The organism is Hymenobacter jejuensis (assembly GCF_006337165.1).
GTDB classification, from domain to species: domain Bacteria; phylum Bacteroidota; class Bacteroidia; order Cytophagales; family Hymenobacteraceae; genus Hymenobacter; species Hymenobacter jejuensis.
In genome coordinates, this window is the sequence record NZ_CP040896.1 from 2,273,867 (window position 1) to 2,293,469 (window position 19,603).

Below are 19,603 nucleotides of genomic sequence, written 5' to 3' on the forward strand. Positions count from 1 at the left end.
TAAGATATTTGCGTTTTTTGATGCACCGTCCATGCTGGCGCCTACGCGTATCCAAAGCAGCCTCGACTCAGCGCGAGAAGTGCTTGCCGGTTGTCGAGGCTGGACCTTTCGAAGAACTTATAGTTTGAACTGCAAACTTAGCTTAACTCCAAAATTGCGGGCGCCAGGCACGTTGCGGTAAGTCAGCCGGTGCAGGAAGTCGATGCGCACCACCTTGAAAATGTTCTCAATACCGTACCCCGCTTCGGCATAGGGTGTGCGGCCCAATGACTGGAATGTCGGTAGCGGCGTGCCCGTGGCATCGAAAGGCGGATTGATGGCCCGATTGGCGTCGCTCACGCTGCCGTAAAGGACATTACCACTGGCGATCAGGCGCCAGTTCAGCCGCTTGATTGCCGGCACACTGTTGAGCAGGAAGCCCTCGAAGTGATTTTCAAAACGGAAAGAAACGTAGCGGTCACTGACGTATTCGAAGTAACGCATCAGGTTGAACGCGGCCCCGTTGTAAAACGGCGACTCATTGCCCAAGTGCGTCTTGAGTACCGGGTACGGGACGGTGCTCGGAATATAGCCGCCATCGAGGACGTAATCGGTGCGACCAAGCTGGCCGATCTTCACGCTTTGTGTGACTAACAGGTTGAATTTGTGATACTTAAAATCGCTGCCCAGCACGTTGTCAAAACCGGCGGTGTAGCGGAAGGTCAGCACAGGCCACTTCATCAGGCCGATGGCGTAGCGGCGGTTCTGGTTCTGGATCAGGACTTCATCGCGGGCGTAGCGTGATTCCAGCACCAGTTCGGTGAGGGCATAATCGTCCTTGGTGGGCGCCCCGGGCTGGCGCACATCCGTATTGTAATAAGCAAAGTTGTAAAGTGGATTGAACCGCTGGTAGCGCAGGCTGACCTTCTGGGTAAAGCCCCGAAACAGATCGGTTTGGAGCGTCAGGGTGTTGAGGTCGCGCATGAGCGGCCGGCCGTTGGAGATGTTGCCCATGCGCGCCGACATTTCATAGAGTGGGTTTTCGAGGGCGTAATCGTTGTCGAGCAGCGCTACTTGGTCGATGTCGTGGCGGCGCTCCACGGTGGCCACCGTCCAGGTGCGGCGGTTGAGGATGCGGCTCACGCGCACGCCGTATTTGAAGCGGCCGTCGCGGGTACCATAAGCGAGGTAAGCCCGCGTCAGCCAGTCGGCGCTGATTTCCGGCGTGGTGCGGAAGCCCACCCGAAAGCGGTTTCCCTCGATGCTGTTGAAGGAATACGTATTGATCACCGGACCTAAATCCCAGTTGCCCACGCGTTTGTAGCCGTTCACGACGATGTCGGCCAGTTCCAGCGTCGAGTGCACGGAAGGGAGCTTCCGTACCGAGTCCAGCACCGCAAACGTGCGCTGCTCATCGAGCGACAGCGAGTCGGGCCGGTTTTTCTCCCAGTAGTCAGCCGTCAGCGGAGCGTACGCATCCGGCATGGTTTCTACGGGTAATGCATAGAAAACCAGAGGCTTAGGGTGATTGACGTCGAAATTGGAATTGATGGTGGTAAAATCAGCCAGAAAGCCCGTGCTGCCTTTGGTCGGCTTCAACCCGATCACGACATGGGTTCGTTTGGGCAGCCACTGACTGGCCGCCTCGGAAGGCACCAATTCCTGCTGCACCTTAACCTGGTCAACGAAGTTGAGGTTAGCTTTGGGCGCTACCGTCAAATCGACGCGGCGCAGGGCGTAACTGTCGGCCGTGATCCAGATGGTGCCCGTGAAAGCCAAGTCACCGGCCCGCCGCGGCGCCACGCCCAATTGGTAGCACCAGTCCTTGCCCACGTACACCGAATCCTGTAGGTCGTATTCGTAGGTAAACTTCCAGCCGTCGGCAATGGGCGAGATAAAGTCCTTACCCAGAAGCTGTTGCCAATTGGGGTAAAAATCCCAGTCCTGAAACGACGACCCCAGAATCTGCGAGAGCACCGAGCCGTCGCGCGGAGCTACCCCGCGCATCTGGGTGCGCCGGATCTCTTCCCGCTTGCGCAACGGATCGTGGCGAACATACAACCGCGATAGTACTTCCGAAGCAAAAATGGGCAGTAGGGGCTTGCCATCGGGGCCAAGCGGCTGGCCCTTGCTGTCGGCCACGGCCATCATGTCCTTGAAGACGCTGCGGTTGCTAATCTTGGCCGGCAGGTTGGAAATGGAAACGGCGACGCGGTTGTAGCTGTCGAATTCGAAGGCTTGCAACTCGCGCTTGTTGTTTTGCGGCTTGTGGGCCTGCACCTGGCGCATAATTGCGTACGCCGGGTTTTCGTGGGGGCGCACGGTTACCTCGCCCAGCGTCACGGCGCCGCCCCTGAGGGTAAAGTTGATGGTCTGGGTAGCGTCGGTAGTAAGATGCTTTTTCTGGGGCGCAAAGCCCAGCGCCGAAGCGGCAATCGTATCAGCGGGTTGCGGGAGCGTGAGCTGGTAGCGGCCTTGCTCGTCGGCGGTAGTGCCGTTGCTGGTACCTGGTACAAATACCGAGGCAAACGGCACCGGATGTCCGTTGCCGGCCTCCGTAATCTGCCCCGAGCACAAAATGCGTTGCGCCGTCGCGGGCGCAACACCCGCCAGCAGCAATAGCCAAAATAGCAGCAGCGCAGCGTTCTTCATAGAGTATTTCGGGGCAAACTAGGCTTCCTTCTACTAAGGCCAACCCCGTCAAGTTACGCAAACGCACCAAGCAAAAGCAGGAAATTTAAAAGGCCACCTCAGAACGGGGTGGCCTTTTGAAAGATTCATTAAGTGGTTGTTGCCCTGAAGCTTTAATCCATCATATCGGCCGAGCGGGGCGGCTCGTGCACAAAATCCGGGTTCCAGCTCATCGGGTATTTCTCGTCGAGGTACTGCAACGCCACGTCGGTGAGGTAAAGCGGCCGGAACGTGTCCACCATCACGGCCAGCTCGCGGGTTTCGGTTTTGCCGATGCTCGCTTCCACAGTGCCCGGGTGTGGCCCGTGCGGAATGCCGCTGGGATGCACCGTGAAGGAGGCCAGGTCAATGCCCTTGCGCGACATAAAATTTCCCGCCACATAATACAGCACCTCGTCGGAGTCGACGTTGGAGTGGTTGTAAGGTGCCGGAATGCTAAGAGGGTGATAATCAAAGAGTCGCGGCACAAACGAGCAGATCACAAAGTTGTGCGCCTCAAATGTCTGGTGCACGGGCGGCGGCTGGTGAATGCGGCCCGTAATGGGCTCAAAGTCATGAATGCTAAAGGCATACGGGTAGAAATAGCCATCCCAACCCACCACGTCAAACGGCGAGTGCGCGTAAGTAAGCTGATGCAGAAAACCTTCTTTCTTGATCTGGACGAGGTACTCGCCGGGTTCCGTCTGGATAATCAGTTCGTGAGGCGGTCGCATGTCGCGCTCACAATAGGGCGCGTGCTCCAGCAGCTGCCCGAAATGATTGCGGTAGCGCCGGCACGTTTCGATGGGGCTAAACGACTCGATGATAAACAGCCGAACCGGACCTTCCTCAAAGTGGAGCTGATGAATGATGGTGCGCGGAACTACCACATAATCACCGGGTTCGAAAGCTACCTTGCCCAGTTGGCTCCACAATTCGCCGCGGCCTTCGTGCACAAAGATTACTTCATCGGCTAGCGCGTTTTTGTAGTAATACTGCATCCGGCGCTCGGTCGGGTTGCAGATGCTGAGCGTCACGTCGGCGTTGCCAAGCAGCGTTTGACGCGCCTGCAAGTAGTCGCCGCCGGTGGTAGTCTGCGCTAGGGTGCGTAAGTGACTGGGCTGTAATGGTCTTTCCTTTAGGTATTTAGCGCCGTAGGGTACAGGCGCACCTACTTCTTTAATTTGGGTGGGTGGGTGAATGTGGTAGAGCAACGACGAAACACCATGAAACCCAAGCGTGCCTACCAACTGCTCGGAATAAAGTGAGCCATCGGGTTGTCGGAATTGGGTGTGGCGCTTGTGCGGGATCTGGCCAACGCGGTGATAATAAGCCATGTGGGTGGGGGTGGAGGGTGAGCGGGAAAGCCTTCCTAAAGATACGCAGCCCAGGGCTTTCTGATGACGAAGGGCAGGCAGTGCCCACTACGCGCTGGCAGCGCTTTTAATAAATAACTTATTGTTAATCAAGACAATGTAGTGAGTCAAGTCGGAAGTCTTAAATGCTTTGTTGTTTTATAAAATGTTGATTATTAATGTGTTATGGTAGAATTGGATGCGCGGTAAAGAGTCTTATATAGGCGCTACCTTTGCAGTAAGGTTATCGAAGCCAAAAAATACGCGGGCGCCCCCAACCCTTGCGCTCCGAAGTGAGTTGTCAAGGTGCTGTTGGTTGCTTGTTCGCTACTCTAAGTTCTGTCTGTGAAAATCCTTTCTACCTCCCTACGCCGCGTACGCACGTGGAGCGTCGCGCTGCTGCTAACTACTTCCGGTGCGCTGGCGGTCACGGCTTACGCACCCAAAAGCACTTCGGCTACGGCGTTGCGGAGCCGCGCTTTCCGCTTTGAATACCAGGCTACGGTGCGCGATATCCCGACGGGGGCCAAGCAAGTCGATCTGTGGCTGCCGGTTCCGCACTCCGATAAGTCGCAGAATATCAATGATTTGCAAGTTGATTCGCCGTATCCTTACGAAGTGGTGACGTCGCAATACGGCAATCACATCCTGCATCTGAATCTGCTGAACCCGAAAGAAATTGCTTTCACGGTGACGATGCATTTTGATGCGTTGCGCCGGGAGCACATCAACCCAACTCTCGTGCCCACCGCCAGCCGCAAAGCCCCCACCGAGCCTGCCGATCCCGACATGCAGCGTTGGCTTCAGCCCGATAAACTGGTGCCCCTCGACAACCAGATCAAAACCTGGGCTACGGAAGTCGTGGCGAAAGCCAACGCCAAAACGGATTTGGAAAAAGCCCGCGCTATTTACGAGCACGTCGTCTCGACAGTGAAGTACGACAAGTCGGGGCAGGGCTGGGGCCGCGGCGACATTTATTACGCCTGTGATGCCCGGCGCGGCAATTGCACCGACTTCCACGCAGTGTTTATTGGCTACTGCCGGGCCGTCGGCATTCCGGCGCGTTTCAGCATCGGCTTCCCGCTTCCTGCCGATCGTGGCGAAGGCCAAGTGCAAGGCTACCATTGCTGGGCCGAGTTCTACACCAAGGAAACAGGCTGGGTGCCCGTCGATGCCTCCGAAGCGGCCAAAGACCCATCACGCCGCACATATTTCTTCGGTGCCCACGACGAAAATCGCGTCGAGTTTACCCGGGGCCGCGATCTGGCGCTGGCTCCGCCGCAGCACAACGGGCCGCTCAATTTCTTCATCTACCCCTATGCGGAAGTAGACGGCAAACCTTTCACCAGCATCGATAAGAAGTTCTCTTACCACGATGCCGCACCAGCCCCTGCTTCTAAATAGTAGTAGCTGGGGTAAGGTATATATAATTGATTAGTAAAGGTTTATCCGCTAGCTTTCGGGTTAAGTTAAGCTCGTTGTACCATTACTGTAGCCACATCCCGGACGTATTCGCTGGGGTCGTTGAGCAGGGGCTTGATGACTTCTACCGGCAGGTTTTGCCGGGCCGCCTGCAACGCCAGCACGCTCGACAGCCGAATGTATTCGTCCTCATCCGCCAGACGCTCTAAGGCGTAGGGTACGGCTTGCGCCGGATGCAAATCGGATAGGGAATTGAGAGCATACCGGATGACCAATTTGTGGTCGTCGTGGCAAATCAAAAACTCTAGCAGCGCGCTGCGGTCCGGCACGTTGTATTGCGCCACGTGCTCGGCCATGAGATAACGCGTGTGGTGCAGCGGCGAAAGCATGCCCCGCGTCATGAGCAGCGTGCGGCAGTTTACGCGCAAGTGCTCCAGGCAATCGTACAGCACTTCTTCGTGCAGATAATCGGCCGTAATGGCTTCCAGCAGCAGGTCAATGCCTGCTACGTCGCCTTTGCCCCAATTTTGCAACTCGATTTCGTGGGCTACCGCTTGCAGCAGGTTGTTGCGCAGTGCGCGGCGCTCGGGCGTATCCTGGTCGTCGTCCCAAAAATCAACTTTTACTTCTTCCACCGAGGTAGCCCCCTGATGGTGTGCTACATACTTCCAAAACAGATCCAGCGCATTTCGCAGATTTGTATTCACGTCGCTCATCCGTTCTTCAGTTAAAAATTACGGGTTGTTCCACTGCACTCATACAAGCGTTACTTTAAAGGGAGTTTACTTCAAACTATTGATAATCAATATTTTGTAATTTTGGGCTGGGGAGGAAGGTACTAGGTTGGGAAAGGGATGTGGTCGAAAGCCAGAAGTGCTGGGCAGGGGCTATTTCATCGTCAGGCCTTGGGCCAGTAGGGTTACTCCGTCGCCTACAGCGTGTAAAGCTTGCTGCATCTCAGGGTCACGGTCGTGCAGCACTTGGAAGTAAGCCGTTTTGCCATAGGCGCTGCGGGCGATGTAGGCCTTCAGCTGGTTGCGCAACAGGGGCGAGCAGCGGCGCAGACAAGTTGCATTCGTTGCAATGCCTTCGTTCGCTGCCCGAGCTGCTAGGCTTTGTAATTGAGTATCAGAGATTTGGAAAGTGCTTTTGAACTGCTCGAAACGCATACCTTCCAGCTCCGTCTTGTGATCTTGGTAGAAATTGAGCGCAAACTCCCGCAGCATATTGCGGCCCTGCAAGCGCGTGAAGTACGACGAAGCCGCCATCGTGTCGCGGGGCACAAACAAATCGGGCATGATGCCGCCGCCGCCATACACTGTCCGCCCGTGGTCGGTGCGGAAGCGCAGCGAATCGGCAAAGTGGATGCTGTCGGCGTGGAAATACTCGCCGTGACGCGCCCGCTCCGTCAAATCCTTTTCGTAGGCGGCCAACCCGTTGCGGTACGACTTCTGAATCGAGCGACCAGATGGCGTGTAGTAACGGGCAATGGTGAGGCGCAATTCCGAACCATCGGCTAGGGTAATGGGCTGCTGGACAAGGCCTTTGCCAAACGTGCGGCGGCCCACAATCAGAGCACGGTCATGGTCCTGCAAGGCACCGGCGACTACTTCGGCCGCCGAAGCGCTGCCTTCGTCAACGAGCACTACCAACGGGCCTTCCTCAAACTCGCCCAGTACGCGCGAGTAGGTTTGGGTGTCGTACTGATCGCCTTTGCCATCGGTGTAGACCAGCTTGCGAGTACCGCTGATAAACTCGTCGGCTAGTTTGGTGGCGCGATCGAGGTACCCACCTGGGTTGCCGCGCAAATCCAGCACCAACCGGCTCAGTCCTTGGCGCTTTAGGTCGCCAAGAGCTTGTTTGAAATCATCGTAAGTGCCCGATGCAAAGCGCGTTATCTTGATGTAGCCAGTCTGGTTATCGACCATGTACGCAACTTCCACCGAGCTATTGGGAATGCGGCTCCGCGTTACGGATACAGTCATTGGCCGGCTTTGGTGGCGGCGCAGTACTTGTAGCTGCACATTGCTGCCGCGCGGACCGCGCAGCAGGCCAAACATCTGATCCATAGTTACATGGGTGCCCGTGACGCGCGTGCCGTTGACGGCCAAAATCCGGTCGCCGGGCTGGAGGCCGGCTTGCTCCGCCGGGCCACCGTTTAGGGGGGCAATCACGGTGGCTGTATCGCGGAACAGGTTGAATTCCACGCCTACGCCATCAAAGTCGTTTTGCAGGAAAGCAGACACCTTTTGTTCCTCCTGAGCCGGGATGTACACCGAGTGCGGATCGAGGCGCTCCAGCATCCGGCTGATGGCATAGTCCGAAAGCTGTTCGGCATCTACCGTATCGACGTAATCGCGGTCGACGTAGCTCAGAATCTCCTTGAACTTCAGGTAGCCGCGCGACGTGGCGTCGGGGTTTTGGCTGGATGGCCGAAACGGGTTGGCTCCTAGCAACACTCCGCACGCCAACGCCACGGCCAACAGCAGCGGCTGCCGCATTGGCCGCCTCGAAGTGCGAGGCTTGGGGTCCGGCGTAGTTCCCGACTTAGGCGTCGGCTCCGCGTTCGGCTCGGCGTTCATAAACGACAGAGAATGTAGAGGTTGGAGCGATAAAAAAGTGCTATAAATCAGAGGCAAGGATTCAAATCTATTGAAACTTTTCCTAGAAAATCAAGGTCAGTAGCAGTCACTCTGAAATTTCCAATAACAGTGCAATTTTTTATATTATAAGAACTATATAGGCTTAAAATAGAGCAATATGCAGGTACAAAATGGACTGACTAGGTTCTTGTGTTAGTTGTCTGAAGTGTTTAAATAATATAACTATTTTAATTTAAAGCGGATTGACTTTTTCAAAGCTCAGCAGATGGAGTTATCCAGCATTTGCCATTTGGAGTTGCGGATAACTTACCGACGCTTCGTTTGCCTGTCGTATCTTTGTGCTGCTGTCGGTCGTTGCTGCTGCTTTTCCTTTTCCACCTCATTCTCAACTCGTCATGGGCCGCATTCTTGCTATCGACTACGGCAACAAACGTGTGGGATTGGCGGTAACCGACCCGCTCCAGATTATCGCTACGCCCCTGGAAACCATACACAGCCAAGACCTTTTGGCCTACCTCAAAGCGTACCACCAACGAGAGCCGCTGGAGGCGCTAGTCGTGGGCATGCCCCGCACCCTGCTCAACGAACCAACGGACGTAACGAGTGCCGTAATTGGGCTAGTGCGTCGGTTGCGGCGCGATATGCCAGAAGTGCCTGTGTATGAGGTAGATGAACGGTTTACCTCGCGTATGGCGCATCAAGCGATGCTGGCCGGCGGACTATCCAAGAAAGACCGGCGCGACAAAGCCACCGTCGACCGCGTGAGCGCCACCCTGATTTTGCAATCTTTTTTAGCTTCCCGATGATTTACCCTATTGTTGCCTTTGGCGATCCGGTACTGAAAGCCCGTGCCAAAGACATCCCCGCTGAGTTCGAAGCCGCTGAGCTTAAGCAGCTTATCGCTGATATGTTTGATACCATGTACCACGCTCACGGCGTAGGCTTGGCTGCCCCGCAGATCGGCAAGAGTATCCGCCTGTTCGTGATTGACTCGACCCCGATGGTGGAAGAGGAAGACGAGGACGGCCAGCCCGTTGAACCTTCCGAACCCCCCGTGAAGCGGGCGTTTATTAACCCCACAATGGTTAGCGAAACCGGCGACGAATGGGGTTTTGAAGAAGGCTGCCTGAGCATTCCTGGCGTGCGCGAGATGGTGTATCGACACGAAACCATCGTGATTCGCTACCATGACGAGAACCTGGTGCAGCACGAAGACACGTTTTCCGGCATGACGGCCCGCGTCATTCAGCACGAATACGACCACTTGGAAGGCGTCCTGTTTACGGACAAGATTTCGGGCTTTAAAAAGCAGCTTATTAAGGGCAAACTCACCCGCATCAGCAAAGGCGATGTAAAAGCCGACTACCGGATGCGCTTTGCAGGGGCTGGGCGCAAGTAATTAGCTATAAGAGAGTTATGTAAAACGCGGCATGCTAAGAGAAGTCGAAGCATGCTGCGTTTGGGATTTGGTATAACTATTTGATATACTGATAGTTACGTAATATCTATTTTTATCCATTGTGAAAAAGCAATTGTCGCTACTGCTATTGGCTGTGCTTTGCCTGATTCCGCGGCAGCCGCAGGCCTGGGGCTTCTTTGGGCATCGGTTGATTAACCGCTTGGCAGTCTTTACGTTACCGCGTGAGATGATTGGTTTTTACAAAGCCAACATCGAGTACATGACCACGTATGCCACCCGCCCCGATCAGCGCCGGATGGTAGTTCCCGGTGAGGCCGCTCGGCATTTCCTCGACGTGGATGCCTACGGCGACAGCGCCATTTTTAAGCTGCCCCGCAGTTACGCCGACGCCGTGGCCCGTTACGGCGAAGACTCGCTATTGCGGCACGGAATTGTGCCGTGGCACATCGGGGCCATGAAAGCGCAACTGACCGAAGCCTTTCGCACGCACGACACCGACCGAATCCTGCGGCTGTCCGCCGATATGGGCCATTACGTTGCCGATGCCTGCGTGCCCCTGCACACCACCCGCAACTACAACGGCCAGCGTACCAACCAGCGCGGCATTCATAGCCTGTGGGAAAGCCGGCTACCGGAAGTGCTCAGCGGCAATTACGATTTCTTTGTAGGGCCGGCTCCTTACCTCGACAATCCCTCCAAGGCGATCTGGGCGGCGGTTGGGCGAGCGCACACGGCCGTCGATTCGGTGCTGCGCATGGAGCAGGAACTCACCGCCCGTTTTCCGGCCGATCGTAAGTACGGCTACGAAGCCCGTGGTACCCAGACGCAACGCGTGTATTCTCAAGACTTTACCCGCGCTTACCATGCCTCGCTGCACGGGCAGGTAGAACGGCAGATGCGCCAAGCCGTGCAGCTTGTAGGCGCGCTGTGGTACACAAGTTGGGTCGATGCCGGCCAACCCGATTTGAGCAAATTGCCCAAAACCCCATCCGAAAAAGAGCAGCAACAGCTGGCTCAGGAAGCGGCGCTTGCGCCCGTACTGCCAGCCGGCGCCGGCCACGAAGACTGAGGTGCTTCGGGCACCACAACGACCGCTTTGGAAAGGTCGGTTTAGCTCATTTCAAGATTCTTAACTCTCTGAAATCAGTGTAGGAGCCTCGTCCGTACAAGGCTTCACGCTAAGCTTATTGCCCATGAAAAGCCTGTACACCGTTCTGCTCCTAACCATTTCCAACCTGTTCATGACCTTCGCCTGGTACGGCCATCTGCAATTCAAGAAATATGCGTGGTTCAGTACTTTGGGCATTGTAGGTATCATATTGATTAGCTGGGGATTAGCTTTCTTTGAATACGTGTTTCAAGTGCCTGCCAACCGCATCGGTTTTGACGAAAACGGCGGCCCGTTCAACCTGTTTCAGCTGAAAGTAATCCAGGAAGTAGTGTCGCTGACGGTATTCACGCTGTGCGCGGTGTACGTGTTCAAAACCGATAAGCTCGGCTGGAACCACTTGGTAGGATTTGCGCTGTTGGTGGCGGCAGTTTACTTCATTTTTAAGAAGTAAGGCGCTTGGGGCGTCGCCTTTGAGGTTCAGGTTGGATTCCCTATTTTTCCGGCTTATACCTCACCTACTTATTTACATGGAACAAAATTACCCTTCGCCTACGGGCATGCCACCAGTTGGAGGTCCGCCGCCCAAAAACTGGTTGGTCGAGTCTATTCTAGTGACGATTTTTTGCTGTTTGCCGTTTGGCATCGCCGGTATTGTAAACGCGGCCAACGTCAATTCGCGGTACAGTCTGGGCGACTACGCCGGCGCGGTGCGGGCCTCGGAGCAGGCAGCCAAATGGACCAAAATCGGGTTTTTCATTTGGCTGGCAGGCACCGTCATCTGGATTGTTATGATGATGCTGGGCTTCGGCGGAGCCATGTTAAGCGGGTTCGGTGACGGATTCAACAACCGGTAAGGGCCGCTGGGCCTTCACGCTTCCCCAACGGGCGGCTGGCGTCGTTGCTCTGGGCCTGCTGGCCGGGCTCGCGCTGGCCGCCCTTTATTTTCGGCTGGATCCGGCGCGCTATCCTTTTCCGCGTTGCCCATTTTACCTGCTCACCGGATTGTATTGCCCCGGGTGCGGCACGCAGCGGGCCCTGCATGCCCTGTTGCACGGAAGGCTATGCCAAGCAGCCAGCCTAAATTTGCTGGCTGTACTCTACGCACCGGTGCTGGTATTTGGCGCCGCCGACGGGGTGCGGGCGCTGGCCACGGGGCAAGTGCGCCGCACTTCCTTTTTGTATCATCCGGGGTTTGGCTGGCTAATCGTTATTACAACCGTTTTGTTTGCGGTGTTGCGCAACCTGCCGAGCGCATTAGGCACGTGGCTTGCGCCCTGATGCAGGGGTTCGGGATGAGCTAAGAGCTAGATAATGAGGATATTATGCTGATACGGCAAAGTCGTGGCAGCAGCCGCGTGTTACCTGAGTGGCACAGAAAACAGGGTTTCAGGCGCGCCCTATACTCTCACTGCTTAGTCTGGTGCTTCTTAAGCTCAACGGTGAGGCTTGCTACTATTTGTCTATATTCAAGACAACTACTGCCATGTGACTGCGTAGGGAAAGCCGCTGCCTGTCAGGCAGTTTTCATTGTTTGAGAAATGCGAAAATTGTACCGCTGGCTTCCGTTGTTTTTGCTGGTCTTACTGGTTCAGGGTCCGGTTCGGGCTCAGCGTGTGGGAGTAGTGCTGAGCGGAGGCGGGGCAAAAGGCTTGGCGCACGTAGGTGTGCTTAAAGTGCTGGAAAAGAACCACATACCCATCGACTATATCATCGGTACCAGCATGGGCTCGGTGGTAGGAGCGATGTATGCGGCGGGGTATTCGCCCACCGAAATTGAGAAAATCGTGGCCGACCCGCAGTTTCAGTATTGGGTGTCGGGCAAGCAGTTGGAAGATAAGGCGTTCAACTACCTCAGCGCCGATCCGTCGCCGGGGTCGTTGCACGTTGGGGTGGCCATCGATTCGGCCTTCCGAACACGCGTTACGCCTAACTTGGTAAACGACGTAAATCTTAACTTCGTGCTAGCCAAGTTGTTAGCTCCGTCGGCCGCTGTGGCCGACTACAACTTCGATCAACTGTTTGTGCCCTTTCGGTGTTTGGCAGCGGAGGTGTTTACGCGCAAGCAGGTGATTCAGCGCGAGGGTTCGCTCGCCGATGCGGTGCGCAACTCCATGGCGGTGCCGTTGGTATTTCGCCCCATTCGCAACCCCGACGGCCGCTATCTGTTCGACGGTGGCATCTACAACAACTTCCCCACCGATGTGATGCGCGCCGAGTTCAAGCCCGACATCATCATTGGGGTGAACGTGGGCGACGTGGCCTATAAGCAATACCCATTTAAGAAGGACGACGAGCTGCTGGCCAGTACGCTGGTTTTTCTGGGCGCCAACGTAGCCGATACTACGGCCGTCGGCCCCAATGGCATCTTCATTCAGCCTGATTTAGAAGGCTTTGGCGCAACGGACTTCGACAAAGTGCGGGAGTTGATCGAGCGCGGTACCAAATCGGCGCAGGACAAGCTGCCGCTGATGCTCAGCCGCATTCAGCGCCGTTCCGACACGGTGGAACTGGCTCAGCGCCGCTCCGAATTTCAGAATCGGGCGCCCAAGCCGGTGTTCAAAAGCGTGACGGTGCAGGGTCTGAAGGCCAACCAGAATGCCTACGTTCGGCGCTTTTTTCAGCGGGAAGGCCGGAGCTACACCATCGACGACATCGAGGAAGGGTATTACCGCCTGGCCGCCGACGATTTTTTCCGCAACATCTATCCGCGCATTCGCTACGACAAGGCCCAGGAAGGCTACAATTTCAGCCTAGATGCACGCCAGAACAACAATCTGTCGGCCGAAATCGGTTTCCTGCTTAGCACGCGCCCCATCGACAACATTTACGTCGGGCTGGAATATCGCTTCCTGAAAAGCCTGCTGTACTCGACGGCGGTTAACGTGAGCTTAGGGCGTTTTTACAATGCCGGACAGGGCCGTTTTCGGATGAGCGTGCCCGCCAAGCTGCCCTACTACATCGAGCCCAGCATCACCTACAACAACTGGAGCTACCAGCGTACCGGCGGCCTGCTGGGCCGCGACGTGCAGAACACGCTCATCGAGCAAAGCGACTTGTCGGCGGGCGTGCAGCTTGGCATTAGCCCCAACTTCCGGAGCCGCGTGACGCTGGAAGGCGCCTACTTCGGCAATCAGGATAATTACGCTAACCGCAAGGAAGTCTCGTCGAGCGATATTCTGGACCGCACCAGCTTTCGAGGCGTAACTTCTTCGCTGCGCTTTACCCGCAACTCCCTGAATCGTAAGCAATACCCCACGGCCGGCCGCCGCGCCCTCATCAGCGTGCGTGGGGTGCGCGGCACGGAAAGCTACCGCCCGGGCTCAACTTCGGTGCTCACCGATAAGCGCACGCAGGACCACCAATGGCTGCAATTTTCGGGCACCTACGAAAACTATTACCCCCTGAAAGACAAGAAAAGCAACTGGGGCTATTTCGGCGAAATCATGGTCAGCACGCAAGGACGGTTCGTGAATTACCGCTCGTCGCTGACGACTTCGCCCTCGTTTACGCCGCTCGTTGATTCGCGCACGCTGTTTCTGGACAACTACCGCTCGGCGCGGTACGTGGCGGCGGGCTTGCGGTATTCGCGCAGCATCCTGGGCAAAATCGAATGGCGTACCGAAGCGTTTACGCACCTGCGCTACCAGCCCGTGGAGGCCAGCGACGATCCGCTCAACCAGCGCGGCATTCTCAAGCACGGCTTCGATCGCCCGCGTCTGACGACCAGTACAGGCTTTATCTACCAGCTCAACCCCATCGGCCCGTTGGCCGTGCACCTCATTCACTACGACGATTCGTCGCGACGCTGGGCTGTGTTTGCCCACATTGGCTATTTGCTATTCCATGCCAAGTCTTTGGAGTAATGCATAAATAATTGATTATCAATTGGTTGCCTATTATCCTTTCCCGCTGGCATCCGGGTAGTGCGGCGGCTCGGCCGTGGCAGGGCCTGCGTCAGCGTACAACGGCGTGTTGGCGGCAGCCTCGCAGCCCGCCAGCACGGCGCAGGCCAGCGAAGTTCGTCCGTAAACCATCTGGAAAGTGCTGGTGGCGAGCCACATTGCCAGAACTGGGGCGGCCCAGTAGATCCAGAGGCCAGTGTAGCTGTTGGCGGCTACGGCCGCGCCCAAAGTACGGGCCGGATTGAGGCTCATGCCGGAAAAAGGCGTTTCGAAAAGGATAAACAAAGCCAGCAGCAGCCCTACCAGCCAGCCCGTCCATTTCTTAAGTTGGCGCGAATGCAATGCCACCAACATGCTCATCATCAGGATAAAGCTGATGATGAATTCGCCCAAAAACGCTTGCCCCGAGCCACCCGGTTTGGGTTGGGTAGTAACGTAGTGCACAGCCGGATGCGCGTAGAAACTGCCCAGCACGAGCTTCATCAGTTGGCCAGCCCCGATGGCTCCTGCCACCTGCGCCACGATGTACCAGGCCGCGTCTGCCGTCCGGATTTTGCCTAAATGCCAGAAAGCCACCGTCACGGCCGGGTTGATGTGGGCCCCGGATCGTTTGCCCCACGGGCTGTACACAATCAGCACGATAACCAGCGCCATGGCCACCGCCATCAGCGCGGTACGGAAGGTTGGGTGCTGACTTAGCGCTTGGTAGCCCGGCGAGGCCGGGTGCTCCAGAAGCACCGTGAGCAAGCTGGCCGAACTCAGAAAGAAAGCAATGCCGGCTGCTTCGGCTACGTAATGCTGCCAATGCCGCTGCCAAGCCGAACGCAACTTCGAAACAAACGCCATTTGCCGGGTTCCCAGCGCTTCGGGGGAGAGCGCCGAAGCGTGTGGGTACAAACGGGCGGACTATGATCAGAGTTATGGTTGGGCTACGGTTGAACCAGCAACAGAGCCGTGGTAGCGGGCATAATCAACGGATGGCCTTCGGCTTGGCTGAGTTTCTCAAGGCCCTGCGGATTGATCTGAGCGCCGCGCAACACCACGGAATACGTGCCGGCGGGTATGCTCACGGCCGTAGCCGTGCGGTTGCCGTTGAACAGCACCACAATGGTATTCCAGCGGTCGCCGCCAGCGTGGTCGTGGAGGCGATAGCCGATGGTGCCTGCCGGCATTGTCGGTAGAAATTCTAAGTGCTTCTGTATCAGTTCGGTAGTGGCGAGGCGAAACGCCGGATGTGCGCGTCGCAGCTCGATCAGTTGGCGGTAAAACTCGTGTACGCTGACGTACTGGGCTTTGCGGGCCCAGTCGAGTTGGTTGACGTTGTCGGGCAGGTTGTAAGAGTTGTTAGAGCCGCCTTTGGTCCGCAAAAAGTCATCGCCGACGGCCAGAAACGGGACGCCCTGCGAGGTAAAAACGATGGTGCCGCACAGCAAATCCATCCGGATCAGCTCGGCTTCCGAAACGCCGGGGTTGGCCACCACTAGCTTGTCCCAGAGGGTGCGGTCGTCGTGGCAGGCCACATAGTTGATGCTCTGCGAAGGAGAACCAGCCCACGGCACTTTCGAATAATTAACCTTCTGATAATCAAGCTGTGGGTGCTCGGTAGCGGCCACAATGCCGAACTTCACGCTTTCCTCCAGCCCCGGTTGGCCGCTGGCAAAGCCGGGCTCGGTCTGGCGCGATACGTGGCCTTTTACCCCGTCGCGCAGCTCGTCGCCGAAGGCCGCGATGCGGTCGAGGCGCTGCATATTGGCTTTCACGGCCCGCTGGCTTTCCGGCACCGGACTAGCCCCCGCCGTCCAGCCTTCGCCGTAAATGAAAATGGAGTGATCGATCTGATCGAGGGCTACCCGCACGGCGCGCATGGTTTCTAGGTCCAGCACGCCCATCAGGTCAAAGCGGAAGCCATCGACGTGGTATTCGCGGGCCCAATACGCCACCGATTCTACGATGAGCTTGCGCACCATCGGGCGCTCCGAGGCTATTTCGTTGCCACAGGCCGTGGCGTTGGAGTAGTTGCCGTCGGCCGTCTGGCGGTAGTAGTAGCCCGGCACCAGCTGGTCGAAGCTGCCGCGGTTGGCTTGCAAGGTATGGTTGTAGACTACATCAAGCACCAAACGTAAATCGTTGTCATGCAATGACTTAACCATTTGCTTGAATTCTCGGATTCGCACGGCCGGATCGACGGCATCGGTAGCGTAAGAGCCTTCGGGCACTGTAAAGTGCTGGGGTTCGTAGCCCCAGTTATAGCGGTTTTCTTCCGGCTTGCTTTCGTCGATGGAGGCAAAATCGTTGGTGGGCAGCAGGTGTACGTGCGTGATGCCGAGGTCTTTCAGATGGTCGAGGCCCGTGCTGACGTCGCCGGGGCCACGCGTGCCGGTTTCCGTGAGGCCCAGGTATTTGCCTTTGTGCTGAATCCCCGACTGTGGGTGCATCGACAGATCACGAAGGTGCAGCTCCCCCAAGATGACGTTGCCGGGCCGCGCTAGTCGGGGGCGTAAGTCGTCTTGCCAGCCGGTAGGGTTTGCCGTAGCGGGGTCGAGCAACGCTCCGCGCTGCCCGTTCAGGCCTACTGCATGTACATAAGGATCAGGTACTTCGGCCATCTGTCGGCTGCCGATGGTTGCCTGCACTACATAAAACAGCCCGGCGGGTTGCGGCGGCAACGTATAAAGCCAGGTGCCTCCCTCCGCTTTTTGCATGGCATACTCCACGACCGGCGTCCCACCATTGCCCGTAGCGTAGAGCTTCAGGCGTAGCGCCTCGGCAGTCGGAGCCCATACGCGCAGCTTGGCCCGGCCACCCGTGAACGTAAGGCCCAGATCTGGGCCGGTATAGGTTGGGTATTTGGTGTAATCGGGGTCGACGAGCTTTGCCGCCGGGCGCAAACAAGAAGCAACAGTAAGCAATAGAAGCAGGAAACGGGCGATTCGCATGTTGGAAATCAGAGCAAACTTGCTCCAGAAAATTCGGGTCGTGGCGGGCATTGTTTCTTCACTTCCTCGCCATAACAGCATTACTTGTGTTTTATATAAATAATTGATAATTAAACCTTTGTAATAAATGATCGGATTAGTTCCGCAACTTCTGCGGGCGCTTCCAAGGGCAGCAAGTGCCCGGCGCCCGGAATAATTTCCAGGTGCGTATTCGGAGCCAGATAGGGCAGCGTTTCCAAGCCTTGTACCGAAGGCGAAAGCACCGGATCGGAGTCGCCGGTGAGGATGATGGCTGGCACCTGCACGAGGCTCATCAAGGCGGAGATGTTTTCGCGACTGCCGTGCAACATCCATTCGTCCCAGGCACGGCGCGAAGTCCGCAGGTTGTCCGCGATTACCTGCTGGCGAGTGGCCGGGCTTAGCGGACGAGCCGTGATGTGGTCGAATGTGCTGGCCGCCGCCACGTCAATGCCATAGGCGCGCAGGTTGGCTAGGCGGCCTTCGTCGGTCATGGGTTCGGGGGTGGGCGGGGAGGGCGTCACCAACACCAAGCCGCGCAGGCCTGAAGGCTGCTGAGTTGCCAGATACATGGCAAATTTCCCGCCCATCGAGTGGCCCACCAGCACGTAGTTGGTAAGGTGGCGTTCGGCAATCAGGGCTGCCACATCGGCTGCGTAATCGGCTACGGCATAGCCTGTTTCGGGCGCGGGCGCGGCGCCAAACCCGCGCAAGTCGGGGGCCAGGCAGTGATAGGCAGGAGCCAGCAACTCCATCACCGGCTGCCACTCCAGGCCGGAGCCCGCCCAGTAGTGTAAAAACACGAGCGAAACCGGGCCTTGGCCGAGTTCTAGCACCGGAAGAACAACGGGCGTTGCAGGCATGTGTAGCAGAGAAAATGAGGAAATCTGCATACGCAAACTCCGCTCTGGGGTGCCGTTATTTCCACCGAATCTTCTGCCCCGACTGGCCCGCATGCAGCCGCTCGGGCACGTGTCGAAGCAGCAATTCGCGCAGACTGTCCAGCAGACCCGTGCGCACAAAGCCGTGGTGCGTCACTAGGCTTACTTCGCGCACCGGTTCGGGCGCGTCGAAGCGCTTGATCATGAGGTTGTTATCCATCTCGTTGAGCACCGATAGCTCCGGCACCAGCGTAAAGCCCTGGTTGCGGCGCACCATTTCCTTGAGCGTTTCGATGGAGCCACTTTCGTACACGAAACGCCGTGGCTGGTTGAGATTGGCGGGCGCACAAATGTTAAGTACCTGATGGCGAAAGCAATGCCCTTGCTGCAACAGCCATAAATCCGGAAAGCTCAGGTCGGAAGGCTTCACGGTGGCTTGCCCGTACAGCGCATGCCCTTCCGATACGTACGCCAGAAACGGTTCTTCCAGTACGGGCACTTCGCGCAGGCTGCGGTCGTCGAGGGGCGTGACGAGCAGGCCGATGTCCAGTTGGTTTTCTTTGAGGCGCTGCACGATTTGGTCGGTGGGCATTTCCTCCACCTGCACGCGCAGCCGCGGGTATTTCTCCACCAGTTCCAGCAGAAAAAGCGGCACCAGATACGGCGCCAGCGTCGGGATGATGCCGATGCGTAGGGCGCCCACCATTTCGCCTTTTTCCTGTTGCACCACGTCGCGGAGTTGGTAGGCTTCGCGCAGCACCAACCGAGCCTGTTGCACCACTTTCGCCCCGACCGCCGTGGGTTCTACTTTCTTCTTTTTACGATCGAACAGTAGCACGCCCAATTCTTCCTCCAGCTTCTGAATTTGCATGCTGAGAGTAGGTTGGGTCACAAAGCACTTCTCCGCCGCCAGCACAAACTGCCGGTGCGTATCGAGCGCTACTACATATTCAAGCTGCTGAATCGTCATCCAGCGAAGGTATAGTTTTTGTCTATGAGTTCTAAAATGAAATTAATATTATCGATAGATAAGGCGCTGTGTTATACAGGTTTCTTGAGAAAAGCAGTAGTAATTAAGAACATACTGACAAATGAATAAACCTTTATAATTTAAAAATTACAATAAGTATTCATTGCGCTAAATTATGACTTCGCCAAGACTGCGATTATAACTTACATTTCGTTAAGCGACTTTTTTGAGGATTCTCACTGCTTCACCCGCCTTCTACACACTCGAAAAATTCTACTTAACTAGCACCGCTCTGGTTGGGCTCAAAATTTCTGGCCCGTGCTTGTGTGTTTATTC

16 protein-coding genes are annotated in these 19,603 nt (G+C 56.5%); 8 read left to right on the top strand and 8 right to left on the bottom strand.

From position 1 onward, the window contains the following. Window positions 1-117: 117 nt before the first annotated feature. Together FHG12_RS09295 and FHG12_RS09300 are read right to left on the bottom strand one after the other, a co-directional pair. Window positions 118-2,631, bottom strand: coding sequence for a DUF5686 and carboxypeptidase-like regulatory domain-containing protein (locus tag FHG12_RS09295; RefSeq protein WP_139515470.1), 2,514 nt, complete (start codon window positions 2,629-2,631; stop codon window positions 118-120). A gap of 152 nt (window positions 2,632-2,783) precedes the next feature. Beyond that, the gene (locus FHG12_RS09300; RefSeq protein WP_139515471.1) at window positions 2,784-3,986 is read right to left on the bottom strand and encodes a homogentisate 1,2-dioxygenase; all 1,203 of its coding nucleotides are present in this window, start codon (window positions 3,984-3,986) and stop codon (window positions 2,784-2,786) included. A 363-nt stretch (window positions 3,987-4,349) separates the two neighbouring features. Here FHG12_RS09300 and FHG12_RS09305 point away from each other — a divergent pair, with 363 nt between their 5' ends. Continuing rightward, window positions 4,350-5,408 carry a transglutaminase-like domain-containing protein gene (locus FHG12_RS09305; protein ID WP_230471344.1) on the top strand — a complete coding sequence of 353 codons (1,059 nt, stop codon included), beginning with the start codon at window positions 4,350-4,352 and terminating at the stop codon, window positions 5,406-5,408. A 65-nt stretch (window positions 5,409-5,473) separates the two neighbouring features. Here the strand turns inward: FHG12_RS09305 and FHG12_RS09310 are convergent, their stop codons facing one another. Both FHG12_RS09310 and FHG12_RS09315 read right to left on the bottom strand, forming a co-directional pair. Beyond that, complete coding sequence (locus FHG12_RS09310; RefSeq protein ID WP_139515472.1) at window positions 5,474-6,142, bottom strand: HEAT repeat domain-containing protein; 669 nt, start codon at window positions 6,140-6,142, stop codon at window positions 5,474-5,476. Window positions 6,143-6,313: 171 nt separating this feature from the next. After that, on the bottom strand, window positions 6,314-8,008 hold the full coding sequence (locus FHG12_RS09315; RefSeq protein WP_230471345.1) for a S41 family peptidase: 1,695 nt from the start codon (window positions 8,006-8,008) through the stop codon (window positions 6,314-6,316). A gap of 416 nt (window positions 8,009-8,424) precedes the next feature. Between FHG12_RS09315 and ruvX the strand changes: the two genes are divergently transcribed. The 7 genes from ruvX to FHG12_RS09350 all read left to right on the top strand — a co-directional run bounded on the left by ruvX (window position 8,425) and on the right by FHG12_RS09350 (window position 14,423). Next, entirely contained in the window at window positions 8,425-8,835 is a 411-nt protein-coding gene (gene ruvX / locus FHG12_RS09320; RefSeq protein ID WP_139515473.1) for a Holliday junction resolvase RuvX, read from the top strand. Continuing rightward, complete coding sequence (def, locus tag FHG12_RS09325; RefSeq protein ID WP_139515474.1) at window positions 8,832-9,428, top strand: peptide deformylase; 597 nt, start codon at window positions 8,832-8,834, stop codon at window positions 9,426-9,428. The genes ruvX and def overlap by 4 nt, the downstream gene beginning before the upstream one ends. A gap of 121 nt (window positions 9,429-9,549) precedes the next feature. Continuing rightward, entirely contained in the window at window positions 9,550-10,518 is a 969-nt protein-coding gene (locus FHG12_RS09330; protein ID WP_139515475.1) for a zinc dependent phospholipase C family protein, read from the top strand. A 124-nt stretch (window positions 10,519-10,642) separates the two neighbouring features. Next, window positions 10,643-11,011: a DMT family protein gene (locus FHG12_RS09335; protein WP_139515476.1), complete on the top strand. Its 369-nt coding sequence runs from the start codon at window positions 10,643-10,645 to the stop codon at window positions 11,009-11,011. Between the two features lie 76 nt (window positions 11,012-11,087). Next, a complete protein-coding gene (locus tag FHG12_RS09340; protein ID WP_139515477.1) occupies window positions 11,088-11,414 on the top strand; it encodes a CD225/dispanin family protein in 327 nt (108 codons plus the stop codon). After that, entirely contained in the window at window positions 11,392-11,838 is a 447-nt protein-coding gene (locus tag FHG12_RS09345; protein WP_139515478.1) for a DUF2752 domain-containing protein, read from the top strand. Before FHG12_RS09340 ends, FHG12_RS09345 begins: the two co-directional genes overlap by 23 nt. A 260-nt stretch (window positions 11,839-12,098) precedes the next feature. Then, complete coding sequence (locus FHG12_RS09350; RefSeq protein WP_139515479.1) at window positions 12,099-14,423, top strand: patatin-like phospholipase family protein; 2,325 nt, start codon at window positions 12,099-12,101, stop codon at window positions 14,421-14,423. 33 nt (window positions 14,424-14,456) lie between these two features. Here FHG12_RS09350 and FHG12_RS09355 read toward each other — a convergent pair whose 3' ends face one another. The 4 genes from FHG12_RS09355 to FHG12_RS09370 are packed head-to-tail and all read right to left on the bottom strand — an operon-like array spanning window position 14,457 to window position 19,267. Beyond that, complete coding sequence (locus tag FHG12_RS09355) at window positions 14,457-15,359, bottom strand: MIP/aquaporin family protein (protein WP_139515480.1); 903 nt, start codon at window positions 15,357-15,359, stop codon at window positions 14,457-14,459. Window positions 15,360-15,391: 32 nt separating this feature from the next. Next, window positions 15,392-17,449, bottom strand: a complete 2,058-nt coding sequence (gene pulA / locus FHG12_RS09360; RefSeq protein WP_230471346.1) for a type I pullulanase — start codon at window positions 17,447-17,449, stop codon at window positions 15,392-15,394. Between the two features lie 59 nt (window positions 17,450-17,508). Continuing rightward, window positions 17,509-18,279 (bottom strand): alpha/beta fold hydrolase, encoded by a 771-nt coding sequence (locus FHG12_RS09365; RefSeq protein ID WP_139515481.1) that lies wholly within the window; start codon window positions 18,277-18,279, stop codon window positions 17,509-17,511. 55 nt (window positions 18,280-18,334) lie between these two features. Beyond that, entirely contained in the window at window positions 18,335-19,267 is a 933-nt protein-coding gene (locus tag FHG12_RS09370) for a LysR substrate-binding domain-containing protein (protein ID WP_139515482.1), read from the bottom strand. Window positions 19,268-19,603: the final 336 nt, after the last annotated feature.

What these genes read in the sequence shown, in the direction of transcription:
- FHG12_RS09295 (WP_139515470.1), bottom strand. Translation starts at nt 2,631, where the DNA reads ATGAAGAACGCTGCGCTGCTGCTATTTTGGCTATTGCTGCTGGCGGGT.
- FHG12_RS09300 (WP_139515471.1), bottom strand. Translation starts at nt 3,986, where the DNA reads ATGGCTTATTATCACCGCGTTGGCCAGATCCCGCACAAGCGCCACACC.
- FHG12_RS09310 (WP_139515472.1), bottom strand. Translation starts at nt 6,142, where the DNA reads ATGAGCGACGTGAATACAAATCTGCGAAATGCGCTGGATCTGTTTTGG.
- FHG12_RS09315 (WP_230471345.1), bottom strand. Translation starts at nt 8,008, where the DNA reads ATGAACGCCGAGCCGAACGCGGAGCCGACGCCTAAGTCGGGAACTACG.
- ruvX (WP_139515473.1), top strand. Translation starts at nt 8,425, where the DNA reads ATGGGCCGCATTCTTGCTATCGACTACGGCAACAAACGTGTGGGATTG.
- def (WP_139515474.1), top strand. Translation starts at nt 8,832, where the DNA reads ATGATTTACCCTATTGTTGCCTTTGGCGATCCGGTACTGAAAGCCCGT.
- FHG12_RS09335 (WP_139515476.1), top strand. Translation starts at nt 10,643, where the DNA reads ATGAAAAGCCTGTACACCGTTCTGCTCCTAACCATTTCCAACCTGTTC.
- FHG12_RS09340 (WP_139515477.1), top strand. Translation starts at nt 11,088, where the DNA reads ATGGAACAAAATTACCCTTCGCCTACGGGCATGCCACCAGTTGGAGGT.
- FHG12_RS09350 (WP_139515479.1), top strand. Translation starts at nt 12,099, where the DNA reads ATGCGAAAATTGTACCGCTGGCTTCCGTTGTTTTTGCTGGTCTTACTG.
- pulA (WP_230471346.1), bottom strand. Translation starts at nt 17,449, where the DNA reads ATGCCCGCCACGACCCGAATTTTCTGGAGCAAGTTTGCTCTGATTTCC.
- FHG12_RS09365 (WP_139515481.1), bottom strand. Translation starts at nt 18,279, where the DNA reads ATGCCTGCAACGCCCGTTGTTCTTCCGGTGCTAGAACTCGGCCAAGGC.
- FHG12_RS09370 (WP_139515482.1), bottom strand. Translation starts at nt 19,267, where the DNA reads ATGACGATTCAGCAGCTTGAATATGTAGTAGCGCTCGATACGCACCGG.